We start from the raw sequence: 13084 nt of genomic DNA on the forward strand, positions 1-13084 counted from the left end.
ACCGTGACAGTGTCGGCGTTGACTGATACGACGCGGGACGGCCAAGTTTACGCACATGGAACAGCCCGCAGCGACAGGCGAGCGGGTGCTCGTCGTCGACGACGAACCAGATATAGTAGCCCTCGTCGCGTACCACCTCGCGAAGTCAGGCTTCCGCGTCGTAACTGCGACCGGCGGATCTGAAGCGCTTGATCAGGCTCGCCGGGAGCGGCCGGCGCTCGTTGTCCTCGACCTGATGCTTCCCGGCATGTCGGGGTTCGACGTTCTCACTGCGCTGCGTAACGACGAATCAACCCGCCATGTCGCCGTGCTCATGCTCACCGCCAGACGCGAGGAGCCAGACCGCGTCCGCGGTCTGTCCCTCGGAGCCGACGACTATCTCACCAAGCCGTTCAGTCCAGCCGAACTGGTCCTCAGAGTGAAGGCCATTCTGCGGCGAACGGGTGCGACGCCTGAAGCTGATGATGTGGTGAATATCGGCTCCATATCGATCAACAGATCAGCCCATGGCGTAAGTGTCGAGGGAGCCGAAGTTGAGTTGACCCCGACTGAGTACAAATTGCTGCTGCTGCTCGCCGAGAGACGCGGACGGGTGCAGGCCCGGTCGCACTTGCTCCAGTCGGTGTGGGATGCTGCGCCCGACATTCAGACGAGAACGGTGGACATGCATGTGCAGCGGCTGCGAACCAAGCTTGGGTCGGCAGGTGACCTCATCGAAACCGTGCGTGGCTTCGGTTACCGCATCAAGCCCGGCTCGTCCAGGGATCCATGAAAATCGCCGGCCGGCTGCAAATGCACTCGGTCGCCGTTGTCGCGCTGGTAGTTCTTCTCGTACGGCTGATACTCGGCACTCCCCTATCTGAACTCGCCGTTCCGGCGATCGTTGCATGTATGCTGGTGCTTGTGATTGGACGGATAGTTGCGGTCAGTATTACCCGCCCGATCGACGAGCTCGCTGGCGTTGCGCGCGCTTTGGCGCTCGGCGATCAGACATCGCGGCCGCCACTGTCGGCCCCAGGCGAGGTTGGAGAACTCGCTACTGCCGTACATCGCCTGGCCGAACAGTTGAGCGCGAGGATGGTGGCCCAGCACGCTGAGGAATCGCTCCTGGCCGCGCTGATCGAATCACTGAATGAAGGTGTGGTGGCGATTGGCCAGCGACAACAGGTCCTGCGTATCAATTCGGCGGGTCGAACGCTTCTCCGAGTCACTGATGACGTGCCTTTCGGCGTCGACCGTTTGCCGCGGGTGCGTGAGCTACAGTACGCGATTCAGGCAGCGCTGCAGGGCGCGACCACTGAGCCTTTTGAGCTCGCCGTTAGCGGGCACACGCTCTCGCTGACAGCGCGTCCACTGACAGGGGGCGGCGCGGTACTCGCGTTTTTCGATCTCACGCGAATACGCCAGCTCGAGATGGTACGACGCGACTTCGTGGCGAATGTTTCTCACGAGCTGCGTACTCCGCTGACTGTCATCGCGGGGTTCGCGGAGACGCTGGCGGATGATGATTTACCCCTGGAGCGCCGTCGGCAGTTTGCGAAAACGATCTACACGCACACTGAGCGCATGCAGCGAATCGTCGATGATCTACTCGATCTTTCGCGCCTGGAGTCAGGGCGATGGACACCCTCAGTGTCCGAGCAGGACGTGGCCGCCGTAGCCGCCGACGCATTGTCATCGGTGCAGGCGTCGGCAGACGCAAAGGGCCTGAATCTGCAGGTGGAAGTTTCAGCACCTGCGTCATCGCTGATTGCAGACATCACCGCTCTCCGTCAGGTGCTCGCCAATCTGCTGGAGAACGCCGTGCGGCATACGTCCTTCGGGCACGTCACAGTTTTCGCAGACCGTGAAATCGGCGGCGTCTGGATTGGCGTAAGAGACAGCGGGCCGGGTATCGGCGCCGAGCACTTGCCGAGAATTTTCGAAAGGTTCTATCGCGTTGACGCGGGCCGCACCCGTGACAGTGGCGGGACCGGGCTTGGACTCGCGATTGTGAAACACCTCGTTGAAACGCACGGAGGACGTGTACGTGCCGAGAGTGCAATCGGCCACGGCACCACCATAGCCGCTTTCTTCCCGGACCGGCCGCACGCGGCCTGAGCGGTATAGCCGCCCGCAAATGGGCCTTGTCCAACCAAGCTGGCGGTGCGGGCGCGCCCTCGACGCCGACGCCGATGCTGACGCTGCGCCCCAACGCCAGCACTCTCTGAACGATCGGCCAATCGTTACAGGTCTGTTGCAGTAATCGGGTGAATTCCGACACACCGCAGAGACAAACTCCCCGGTTCGTCGCGGCATCTGCCCGACTCAACTCCGCCCTCTATCAGAAGGAGCGACATGCATACCATCGCGCGTCCTCGGATCGTTATCGCTGCAGCACTGGCGATTGCAGCAGTCACTCCGTTTTCGGCCGTTGCAGCGCAGACACCTGCGCCAAACGCCACCGCGGCTTCCGGCCGCATTGTCGGCCGCGTAATTGATGCTCGCACTGGTGAAGGACTGACGGACGTCGGCATCCAGGTTGTAGGCACCACCGCTGGCACAGCGTCGGGCCTCGAGGGACGGTTCACCCTCAATCGCGTCACCCCCGGCACTGTCACGCTCCATCTGCGGCGCCTTGGGTTTGCTCCAAAAACGGTCACGGGACTTGTGTTGTCGCAGGGTCAGACGCTGGAACAGAGCGTCACGCTCGAGCCTGTCACCGTCTCGCTCACCACTCAGGTTGTCACTGCATCGAGCGAGCGGGGCACTGTGAACGAAGCGCTCGACAAGCAGCGCACTGCGGTCGGCGTGGTCAGTGCAGTGACGCGCGAACAGATCGCAAAGAGTCCGGACAGCGATGCTGCGCAGGCAGTGCAGCGTGTCAGCGGTGTCACGGTGCAGGACGGCAAATACGTCTTCGTCCGTGGACTCGGCGAGCGGTACACGACGACTTCGCTGAATGGAGCCCGAATCCCGAGCCCGGAGCCCGAGCGAAAAGTCGTTCCGCTCGATCTGTTTCCGTCGTCGCTCATTCAGTCAGTGACGACCTCCAAGAATTTCACCGCCGATCAGCCTGGCGACTTCAGTGGCGCGCAGGTCGACATCAGAACACGGGAGTTCCCGGCCCGTGGAGAGATTCAGTTTTCTTCGTCGATGGGGTACAACGACGCTGTTACGAACCGTTCGCTTTTCTCGGCCCCGACCGTGGGAAGAGAATGGCTGGGCTTCGCCGGAAGCGAGCGCAGGTTGCCCGCGGTTATCGCTGCAGCAGGCAGAATCGAGCGGCAGCCAAGTCAGTCCGATGTAAACACGTTCGTATCGTCATTCCGTAATGCATGGTCGCCGCTGGCGGAGAGCCCTTCGCCAAACAGGTCCATCGGCGTGACAGCCGGCGGCAGCAGCGCAATTGGCAGTGCACAGGCAGGCTACATCGCAGCACTGAGCTATTCGAACAATCAGGAGGTGCGTGAGAACGAAGTACGCGCATATGCCGAGCCCACCGACGGTACCAGGGAGATCGATCGGTTCGAGGGTTCCACGGGGAGAGCGACCGTTCTCTGGGGTGGCATCATGAACGGCAGCCTGATGTTCGGCAGCAACACACGCATCAGCCTGAACAATACTTACAACCGCACCTCGGACAACGAAGCGCGCCGGGAGAACGGGTTCAGCGAGAATCTCGGTTCGCGCCTGCTGATCGACCGCCTTCGGTTCGTGGAGCGAACGGTTGCCTCGAGCCAGATCGTCGCGGAACGCCAGCTTGGAGCGCGGCAGAAGCTCAGTCTGTCATTCACTGGCTCCGCGGTCAACCGGGCTGAGCCCGACCGATCGGAATTCATACGCGTCGATCCGGGCGCTGGCCAGATTCCTTTCTGGCTTGATGCCAGTGAGGCCGCAGTCCGTACGTTTGGCGATCTGAATGAAAAGAGCTATTCGACCAGTGGCGACTACGCGCTTCAGTTCGGGAGACCTGAAAGGCAGAGCCAGCTCAAGTTTGGCGGAATCTTCCGCTATACTGACCGCCTGGCGACGAATCGCGCCTACAGCATTCAGGCGAGTTCGCTCGGACTGGACGATAGACGCCTCGCGGCTGAACAGATCTTCGATGGTCGATTCACCGAAGCTTCCGATGCGGTTTTCCGGATTGCTCCGCTTTCGCAGGGAGGATCCTACGGCGCGAACGAAGAGGTGGGCGCCGGCTACGGGATGATCGAGTGGATGGCCAGCGACAGGTTGCAGATCGTCAGCGGCGCGCGCGTCGAGCGGTCTTACACCCTTGTTTCGGCGGAGCCAACCGTAGGCAAGAGAGTAAGAACCAACCCGGTTTACACCGACGTGCTTCCTTCCCTTCTCTTCAATTTCAGGGTATCCGAGTCCCAGAACTTCCGTCTGTCCGCAACGCAGACTCTGGCTCGCCCGGAATACCGGGAGCTTGCGGAAGTGCAGTATCGCGATGTGTTGGGTGGAGAGAATGTGCTCGGAAACCCGGCGTTGCGCCGGACGCTGATTCGTAACGCCGACGCGCGGTGGGAGTGGTATCCGCGCAGTGGTGAGGTTCTGAGCGTAGGCGTGTTTGCGAAACGTTTTCAGGATCCGATCGAACGGGTTTTCCTCGCGACATCGGGAACTCGCATTGTGACCTTCATCAATGCCGACGGCGCCGACAACCTGGGCGTCGAGCTCGAAGCGCGCACCGGTCTCGACAGGCTTGGATCGTTCTTCGCTCCGTTGAGCGTGTTCTCGAACATGACGTTCATGCGCAGCGAAGTGCGACTTGGTGATGATCCTCGGGTCGCGAAGGAAGACAGGGCGATGGTCGGCCAGGCTCCGTACGTGATCAATGCCGGTGTTTCGTATGCTGCTCCAGGGAGCGCCATCAGCGGCACGCTGCTGTTCAACCGGGTTGGCCGCAGAATCCTGAGCGCCAGCCAGCGTCCGCTTCCCGTGACCTACGAGGAATCGCGGAGTGTGCTGGATTTCTCGCTGAGATTCCCGGTATTCGCAAGAATCTCCGGAAAGTTCGACGCCCGCAATCTGTTTGATCAGGAATATCTGCAGACTCAAGGTACCGTCACTCGCGAATCGTATCGGGCAGGGCGGGTCTACACGCTCGGATTGAACTGGCGTCCGTAAAAGCCCGTCGGACGCGTGGATTGTGACGCGTCCGTGACACCGTCCGTGCAGTCAGGAGACACGCGACTCGTTGCTTTGAGTCGCGTGTCTTTTTCCTTCCCCGTCCAAACACGGATACCGATGATGAACCGTCTTCGCGCGTCACAATTTGCTGGTCTTGCTGCCCTCGTCGCTGCCTTCGTCGCCTGTTCGGAGCAGGATCCGCTCGGACCTCCCGATCCAGCGATTCCAGCTGGATCATCCACCATTACCGCCGATATCACCGCCAACCGGCTATTCCGTGCCGAGACGACGTACACTCTTTCCGGCTTCGTGAAGGTCGCGAACGGCGCCACGCTGACGATCGAACCAGGAACGAAAATCATTGGCGATTTCGATGTGCCGGGGTCTTCACTCTTCGTGCTCCGCGGCGCGCGAATTAACGCCGTCGGCACTGCCGACAGGCCGATCGTCTTCACGTCCGAGCGTTCGACAGGGCGCCAGGCGGGCGACTGGGGCGGCCTCATCATTGTCGGCAATGGCGTCATCAATCGCGCCGATCCGACAATACTGGAAGGAACGGGCACTGGCGCCTCGAACCCACAGGTCAATTACGGCGGTGGTGGCAACAACTCCGACAACAGCGGCACCCTGAGCTATGTCCGAGTGGAGTTTGCGGGTTTCGCCACTGCGGCTGATGCGGAACTCAACAGCTTTACCTTCGCCGCGCTGGGGAGCGGTACCCAGCTTTCCTACCTTCAGTCCCTCTACGGCCTTGACGACTCGTTCGAGTGGTTCGGGGGCGCCGTGGACGCGAAGTATCTCGTTTCCTACGAATCGGGTGACGACCACTTCGATGCTTCCGAGGGGTACACCGGCAGAAATCAGTTCCTCGTTGCGTTTCAGTCGATACGTCCTGACGCACGTCCCGCAGCGGGCACACTATCGTCCGATCCACAGGGGATCGAGAACGATGGGTGTGCTGGTGCGAATTGTCTTGCCGGACAAACTTCGCTGCCCCGCACGGATCCGATGTTCGCCAACTTCACGCTTGTCGGAACGGGCGAGGGTGTCGTTGACGCCACGTCAGGCGGGATAGGCATGATGCTCCGTCGCGGCACCGCCGGGCATTACGTGAACGGCGTGGTAGCCAGGTGGCCGAGAGCGGCGATGAGCCTCCGGGACCAGACCACTCTTGATCGCATCGCTGATGGATCGCTCGTCATTCGGAACGTGTACCTTGCGAACAACGGACCGGCTTTCCAGGCCGCATCGGGAACCACCGTGCAGGGCACGGTCAACATGACGACGAACAATATCGAGGTTGCGGCAACAGCCACGACCGCTGCTTCGCTTTTCACTTCCCTCCCCTCGGCTCCGACTACAGCCACACTCGACTGGAGCCTCTCTGCGGCTGCCGCTGCAAGGACGGGCGGCACGGGCGCTTTCACCGGCACCACCGCCACCAAGGCCGGCGGTTTCGTGACGGGCACCACGTATCGCGGCGCGGCGGATCCGGCGGGCGCAAAGTGGTGGGCTGGCTGGACAAACTACGCTCGCAACTAGCAGCATCGCGCAACATTCCAGGGAATGGCCGGTGCCCCCTGGGTACCAGCCACTTCTCTTTATAATGAATCGATGAGCGCGATTACACACCATTTTCTCGCCGCTGCTATTGTCATTGCGGTACTCGCATGTAACCGGACCGATGCTCCCATGCCGGGTACCGCACCGGGGAACCACCCTGCACCCGGTTCCACCGTCGACAGCATCCTCCCGATCGAGGAATCTCTGCGCCGGTTTCGTGAAGGCCTTGCAGTCGTGACGGAGCTGGGCACCGCCGCTCCTTCTCGTGATTCTCTCGTCAATCTCGTCATCGGCCTGCTGGAACGGAACGATAGCAGCGGCCTGGCGGCAACGCTGATCACCCGCGCCGAGTACGCGTACCTCTACTACCCAACCAGCGTGTATGCCACCAAGCCATACGAGCTGGCTCCGGACATCGCGTGGCTGCTCAGTGTCGAGAACAGTCGGAAGGGTAGCGTCAGACTGATCCAGCGACTTGGCGGTCGCAGTCTCGAAGTGACTGGCTACCGGTGTGGTGATGCTCTCACGGAAGGCGTCAACCGGATCTGGAGAGAGTGCGCAGTGAGCTTCACCGACCCTGGATCATCCACGGCGGTGACTCGCAAGCTGTTCGGGGCGATTATCGAGCGGAACGGGCGGTTCAAGATTCTCTCGTTCGCCAACGACTTCTGATTCGCCTTCCCCGGCGTCGGGCAGCACCTGCGGCAGGCATCTGACGCAGGGTCACCGGAAGGAAGCCCGTTGGTTGAGGCTCCGGGGCTGGATGCCGGCGTCGTGGCGACTGGCGCGCAGTTGTGACATTCTTGTTACGACCGTGGCGGATGTGATCCAACCTTTGACTCTAGCTTTACCCTGGTAGTCCCGCCTCGGCGCCCGCATTGCCGGCGCATTCCGCAAACTGCGTCATCAAAATTTGTCGTGTAATCATTCCAAGGAGCTCAGCGTGAATCGTTGGCTAAGTGTCGCTTTCGCTTTCATTTTCGCCGCATGCGCCCCTGATCAGTCCGGCGGCGAGGGACGTGCGTCCGGCTCCGGGTCTGTCGATCTCACAGGCGCTGGTGCCACGTTCCCATATCCACTGTACTCGAAGTGGTTTGCGGATTACGCCACCGCGAAAGGCGTTCGCATCAACTATCAGTCGATCGGCTCGGGCGGCGGCATTCGCCAGTTTTCCGAGGGCACGGTTGACTTCGGCGCATCAGATAGCCCGATGAAGGACGACGAGATTGCGAAGGCGAAAGGCCCAGTGCTCCACATTCCAACGGTGCTCGGCGCCATCGCTATCACCTACAACCTGCCTGAGCTTTCTGCGCCCCTCAAGCTTACCGGCGATGTGCTTGCAGATGTCTTCCTTGGAAAGATAAAAAAGTGGAACGACCCCCGACTGGCGGCATCGAATCCCGGAGTGAAGCTGCCAGGCAGCGACATACTTGTTGTCCATAGAAGTGATGGCAGCGGCACGACGTTCGTTTTCACCGACTACCTGGCAGCAGTGAGTCCTGCGTGGGTTGCGGGGCCCGGTCGCGGTAAGGAAGTGCCCTGGCCGGTGGGTCTCGGTGGAAAGGGCAATGAAGGCGTGGCGGGACAGGTCAAGCAGACACCCGGCGCAATTGGCTACGTCGAACTCGCGTACGCGAAACAGAACCGCCTCGCGTTTGCCGCGATCCGGAATTCTGCCGGCCAGTTCGTGTTGCCGTCGCCGGCAGGGATGACAGCGGCGGCAGCGGCGGTGGCCAAAGCGCTTCCCGCAAACACGGACTACAGGATTTCCATCGTAAACGCGCCTGACGCGGCCAGCTATCCGATTTCCTCATTCACCTGGATTCTGGCTTACGCGCAGCAGGCCGACAGCGTGAAGGGACGGAAACTCGTCGACTTTCTCCGATGGGCGCTCACAGAAGGAGAGAAACAGGCGGCTTCACTCGATTACGCACCGCTTCCCGAGTCAATGCTTACCAGCCTGCAAGGACGTCTCGACTCGATAAAGATCGGCACGACGCCGTGACCGATGTGACCGCCCCGCTTTCCGTGGGCGCCCCGAAGGGGGCTGCCCCAAAACCGATGAGGATGGAAGCATCGGCGCGCGGCGACCGCGTTTATCACGCAATTACCACTGCTTTCGCTGTTTCGATTCCGCTGTTGCTCGTGCTGATCGCGATCTCGATCGGTATTGCAGCGTGGCCTGCACTTTCGCAGGCAGGCTTCTCATTTATCACCTCGAGCGAATGGGACGTTGCCCGCGGCAAGTTCGGCGCTGCGCCCGCCATCTACGGAACGATCGTCTCTTCCGCGATTGCTCTCCTTATCGCGACGCCGCTCGCCATCGGTGTTTCTATCTTCCTCTCGGAGATCGCACCCCCGTGGCTCAGACAACCGGTGGGCTTCCTGGTTGACCTTCTGGCAGCCATCCCCAGCGTCGTGTATGGACTCTGGGGAATTTTCGTTCTGATCCCGCTCCTGCGAGATCCGATCGCGCCGTTTTTGAGCGACACACTGAGACTTGGCAGCACTCCGCTCTTCAGTGGTCCCAACTATGGCTACAGCATGCTCGCCGCCGGCTTGATACTGGCCATCATGATCCTGCCATTCATATCAGCCGTTACCCGGGAAGTTTTACTCGCAGTGCCGCGGTCGCAGCGCGAGGCGGCGCTCGCTTTGGGAGCTACCCGTTGGGAGATGATCCGCGATGCGGTGCTGCCGTACGCCCGGTCGGGAATCATTGGAGGCATAATTTTGGGACTCGGCCGCGCGCTCGGCGAGACGATGGCCGTGACAATGCTGATCGGGAACAGGCCGGAGATATCAGCGTCACTGTTCGCCCCCGGGTATACAATGGCCTCGCTTATCGCAAATGAGTTTACGGAAGCTACCAGCGACCTTCACCTGTCCGCCCTGATGGCGGTGGGCGCTGTGCTGTTTGTCATCACTCTGATCGTCAACGCGCTCGCACGCTGGCTGGTGTGGCAGGTGACAAGGAAGTCGGCGAGATGAGAGGCAGGCAGAGACGTCACGCGACCAGCGTCGTGATGCTGGGTCTGACCTATGTCGCGGCGGCGATAGCGACACTTCCGCTGCTTTTCATAATCCTCTATTTGCTGCGGAAAGGCGCCGCGTTCATCCGGCCGGCGTTTTTCACCCAGATGCCAATGCCTATCGGAGAAGTGGGCGGAGGGATGGCAAACGCCATTGTGGGAACGCTGATACTGGTTTCCATCGCATCGGCGATCGGCCTGCCGATAGGAATTGGTGCCGGCCTGTATCTCGCGGAACATCGCGGCAGCCGGCTGGCCAATACGGTCCGGTTTCTTTCCGACGTTTTGAATGGGCTCCCATCTATCGTCATCGGCATATTTGCATGGGAGTTCCTCGTTCGCCCGTTCGGAAACTTTTCCGCGCTGGCCGGCGGTCTGGCGCTCGGGGCAATGATGATCCCGCTAGTGACCCGAACCACCGAAGAGATGGTACGGCTGGTCCCTACCTCTCTCCGCGAAGCCGCACTGGCGCTCGGATATACACGATGGCGCACGTCGGTCACGATTATTCTTCGGACGGCGATGCCGGGGATAGTCACCGGCGCCCTCGTCGCCGTGGCCAGAATCGCCGGTGAAACGGCGCCTCTTCTTTTCACGGCGCTCGGGAATCAATTTTGGTCGACGTCGCTCACCGAGCCGATCGCGGCCCTGCCCCTACAGATATTCACTTATGCCATCAGCCCGTACGACACTGCCCACGCCCAGGCCTGGGCAGGAGCACTCGTACTGATCGCAATGGTACTCGTAATCAGCCTTGCTGCCCGCTACGCAACAAGATCGCGCTTCGGAACCGCCGGAGACTGAGCCCGGCGTGGAGACCGAGCGCGTGGATGCCGGGCACGTGGACACCGGGCGCGAGGTGACGTCTGCCAAGGCGGAGCCCTGCCTGTCCGCGAGTGCCCTCAACGCCTGGTTCGGCGAGAGTCACGTCGTACGCAACGTATCCATTGCATTTCCGGATCGCGAGGTGACAGCGATCATTGGTCCCTCGGGCTGCGGCAAATCTACGCTGCTCCGGTGTCTCAACAGGATGCACGAGACAATCTCCCTCGCCAAGGTGAGCGGATCGGTGACGCTCGACGGAAACAGCATTTATGGTGACTCGTCGAGCGCGATAGCGGTGCGGCGTCACATCGGCATGGTTTTTCAGCGGCCGACGCCATTTCCGACAATGTCGATTCGCGACAACGTCGCCGCGGGTCTGCGGATCATGGGACGCAATGCTCCGCCCCGGGCGGAGGCCGACGGGATTGTCGAAGATGCGCTGCAACGCGCCGGTCTCTGGACGGAAGTCAAAGACCGGCTGCGCGACAGTGCCGTGGCGCTTTCAGGTGGACAGCAGCAGCGCCTGTGTATTGCCCGGGCTCTGGCGACCCGGCCGCGGGTATTGCTTCTCGACGAGCCAACGGCGTCACTCGACCCGCTGAGCACGCAGACCGTAGAAGAACTGGTGTACGAGCTGAGAAAGGCAATTACAGTGGTAATCGTAACCCACAACATGCAGCAGGCGGCGCGGGTTTCAGACCGCACTGCGTTTATGCTCGCCGGCGAGCTGGTGGAGATATCGCCGACGACCCAGTTATTCACGAATCCCTCCGATTCGCGTACGGAAGCGTACGTGACGGGCCGCTTCGGATGACCTTGTCGTCCATCGTCGTACCGGCTGGAGCAAAGCCGCCGGCTGAAACCCGCACAGCGGTCAGCGCAAAGAATTTTTCGTTCTGGTATGGCGAAAAACAGGCGCTTCATTCGATTGCGCTCGACATCGCGGGCGAGTCCATTACTGCGCTGATAGGCCCCTCAGGGTGCGGCAAATCGACATTTTTGCGGTCCATCAACCGCATGAACGAGATCATTCCCGGCGTGCGCCGCGAGGGCGAAATCACCCTAGACGGGGAAGATATCTACGCCCCGGGCGTCGACGTCGTCGATCTTCGGTCGAGAGTCGGGATGGTTTTTCAGCGCTCGAACCCGTTTCCAAAGTCGATCTACGACAACGTCGCGTACGGGCCGCGGATCAATGGCAGAACGCCGCGGCGCGAGCTGGATGCCCTGGTGGAGCGATCACTTCGCCGCGCTGCGCTGTGGGAGGAGGTCAAGGATCGTCTGACCGAGAGCGCCCTGGGATTGTCCGGGGGCCAGCAACAACGGCTTTGCATTGCAAGAGCCCTAGCGAACAGCCCGAAAGTCCTTTTGCTCGACGAGCCGGCAAGTGCGCTGGATCCGCTTGCCACGCAGAAGATCGAAGAGCTTCTGTTTGAGCTCAAGTCCGAGCTCACGGTCGTGATCGTCACCCACAATCTTCAGCAGGCTGCACGCCTGTCGACATATACTGCATTCTTCTACCTTGGGAAGTTGATCGAAACAGGAGCGACTGACACGATCTTCACGAGCCCCAGCGAAGAACGCACGGACGCGTACATTACCGGGAGATTTGGATGACATCTGTCGAGCCGACGACGGGCTTTCGCCATTTTCACGACGAGCTCGCTCAGTTGAAGCAGCGACTGCTGGACATGTCCGAGCAGGCAGAGCATCTCGTTGAACGTTCGATTACTGCACTCATCGACCGCGACAGAAATGTGGCAGAAGAGGTCATTGCCGGCGACCGCGTTTTGAACCTCCTCGAGGTAGAGGTCGAGCGGAGGGCGGTAGCATTGCTTGCGCTTCAGCAACCAATGGCCCGCGATCTCCGCTTCATCATTGGTACTATCAAGGTTTCGGGCGAGCTCGAGAGAGTCGGGGACCACGCCGTCAATATCGCCGAGTGCGCGTTGCGCCTGATCGACCAGAATACGCTGCTCGCAACCGATCCCGAGATCGAGGACATGGCTCGCCGGGCGCGGGCGATGCTGAGCGATTCACTCGACGCATTCACGCGCGCCGACGGAGCGCTTGGCCGCGAAGTGTGCAAGGCAGATGACTATGTTGACGCACTCAACAATTCAGTCCTGCGAATTCTTTTGACGCACATGATGGAAGACGCGCGGACAATTACTCCCTCTCTCGAGCTTCTGCTCGTCAGCAGAAACCTGGAGCGGGTCGCAGATCTCGCAACGAACATTGGCGAAGATGCCGTTTACCTCGCCGAAGGCAAGCAGATCAAGCATCACTTCGAAGATTAGACAGGCATTACCGGACGCTGAAGGTCGCTACTTGAGACGTTTCCCGCTTGACAGTGCTGCCCTGTGGAAGCCGTAGAGACTCGTAACGAGCGCATTCTCATAGTCGCACACGGTGGACACGTGGCCGCGGAAAGTCGTCCGGGAAGCGGAACCACCGTCCGGGTTTTTTCCCGTTGCAACCAGCGCGATCGATTCGGTAAACCCTGTTAGCTTTCACGGGTTGGTTCGCTTTCGAACTCCTTCTTT

The 13084-nt window shown here is 60.7% G+C and carries 11 protein-coding genes; all 11 read left to right on the forward strand.

The window, feature by feature from the left end:
• Positions 1-55 precede the first annotated feature (55 nt).
• The 11 genes from WKF55_14125 (at position 56) to phoU (ending at position 12838) form a co-directional block, all read left to right on the forward strand.
• The gene (locus WKF55_14125; GenBank protein ID MEJ7760718.1) at positions 56-772 is read left to right on the forward strand and encodes a response regulator transcription factor; all 717 of its coding nucleotides are present in this window, start codon (positions 56-58) and stop codon (positions 770-772) included.
• Positions 769-2100: an ATP-binding protein gene (locus WKF55_14130; GenBank protein ID MEJ7760719.1), complete on the forward strand. Its 1332-nt coding sequence runs from the start codon at positions 769-771 to the stop codon at positions 2098-2100. The genes WKF55_14125 and WKF55_14130 overlap by 4 nt, the downstream gene beginning before the upstream one ends.
• Before the next feature lie 237 nt (positions 2101-2337).
• Positions 2338-5115, forward strand: coding sequence for a TonB-dependent receptor plug domain-containing protein (locus WKF55_14135; protein MEJ7760720.1), 2778 nt, complete (start codon positions 2338-2340; stop codon positions 5113-5115).
• A gap of 120 nt (positions 5116-5235) precedes the next feature.
• Positions 5236-6660, forward strand: a complete 1425-nt coding sequence (locus WKF55_14140; GenBank protein ID MEJ7760721.1) for a hypothetical protein — start codon at positions 5236-5238, stop codon at positions 6658-6660.
• 72 nt (positions 6661-6732) lie between these two features.
• On the forward strand, positions 6733-7353 hold the full coding sequence (locus WKF55_14145; GenBank protein MEJ7760722.1) for a hypothetical protein: 621 nt from the start codon (positions 6733-6735) through the stop codon (positions 7351-7353).
• A gap of 271 nt (positions 7354-7624) precedes the next feature.
• On the forward strand, positions 7625-8686 hold the full coding sequence (gene pstS, locus WKF55_14150) for a phosphate ABC transporter substrate-binding protein PstS (GenBank protein MEJ7760723.1): 1062 nt from the start codon (positions 7625-7627) through the stop codon (positions 8684-8686).
• 62 nt (positions 8687-8748) lie between these two features.
• A complete protein-coding gene (gene pstC / locus WKF55_14155; GenBank protein MEJ7760724.1) occupies positions 8749-9672 on the forward strand; it encodes a phosphate ABC transporter permease subunit PstC in 924 nt (307 codons plus the stop codon).
• Entirely contained in the window at positions 9642-10517 is an 876-nt protein-coding gene (gene pstA / locus WKF55_14160; GenBank protein MEJ7760725.1) for a phosphate ABC transporter permease PstA, read from the forward strand. Before pstC ends, pstA begins: the two co-directional genes overlap by 31 nt.
• A gap of 7 nt (positions 10518-10524) precedes the next feature.
• Positions 10525-11352 (forward strand): phosphate ABC transporter ATP-binding protein PstB, encoded by an 828-nt coding sequence (pstB, locus tag WKF55_14165; GenBank protein MEJ7760726.1) that lies wholly within the window; start codon positions 10525-10527, stop codon positions 11350-11352.
• Positions 11349-12155: a phosphate ABC transporter ATP-binding protein PstB gene (gene pstB / locus WKF55_14170; GenBank protein ID MEJ7760727.1), complete on the forward strand. Its 807-nt coding sequence runs from the start codon at positions 11349-11351 to the stop codon at positions 12153-12155. Before pstB (WKF55_14165) ends, pstB (WKF55_14170) begins: the two co-directional genes overlap by 4 nt.
• A complete protein-coding gene (gene phoU / locus WKF55_14175; protein ID MEJ7760728.1) occupies positions 12152-12838 on the forward strand; it encodes a phosphate signaling complex protein PhoU in 687 nt (228 codons plus the stop codon). The genes pstB (WKF55_14170) and phoU overlap by 4 nt, the downstream gene beginning before the upstream one ends.
• The last annotated feature ends 246 nt before the right edge of the window (positions 12839-13084 follow it).

This window comes from Gemmatimonadaceae bacterium, assembly GCA_037721215.1.
GTDB lineage: Bacteria > Gemmatimonadota > Gemmatimonadetes > Gemmatimonadales > Gemmatimonadaceae > UBA4720.

What these genes read in the sequence shown, in the direction of transcription:
- WKF55_14125 (MEJ7760718.1), top strand. Translation starts at nt 56, where the DNA reads ATGGAACAGCCCGCAGCGACAGGCGAGCGGGTGCTCGTCGTCGACGAC.
- WKF55_14130 (MEJ7760719.1), top strand. Translation starts at nt 769, where the DNA reads ATGAAAATCGCCGGCCGGCTGCAAATGCACTCGGTCGCCGTTGTCGCG.
- WKF55_14135 (MEJ7760720.1), top strand. Translation starts at nt 2,338, where the DNA reads ATGCATACCATCGCGCGTCCTCGGATCGTTATCGCTGCAGCACTGGCG.
- WKF55_14140 (MEJ7760721.1), top strand. Translation starts at nt 5,236, where the DNA reads ATGATGAACCGTCTTCGCGCGTCACAATTTGCTGGTCTTGCTGCCCTC.
- WKF55_14145 (MEJ7760722.1), top strand. Translation starts at nt 6,733, where the DNA reads ATGAGCGCGATTACACACCATTTTCTCGCCGCTGCTATTGTCATTGCG.
- pstC (MEJ7760724.1), top strand. Translation starts at nt 8,749, where the DNA reads ATGGAAGCATCGGCGCGCGGCGACCGCGTTTATCACGCAATTACCACT.
- pstB (MEJ7760727.1), top strand. Translation starts at nt 11,349, where the DNA reads ATGACCTTGTCGTCCATCGTCGTACCGGCTGGAGCAAAGCCGCCGGCT.
- phoU (MEJ7760728.1), top strand. Translation starts at nt 12,152, where the DNA reads ATGACATCTGTCGAGCCGACGACGGGCTTTCGCCATTTTCACGACGAG.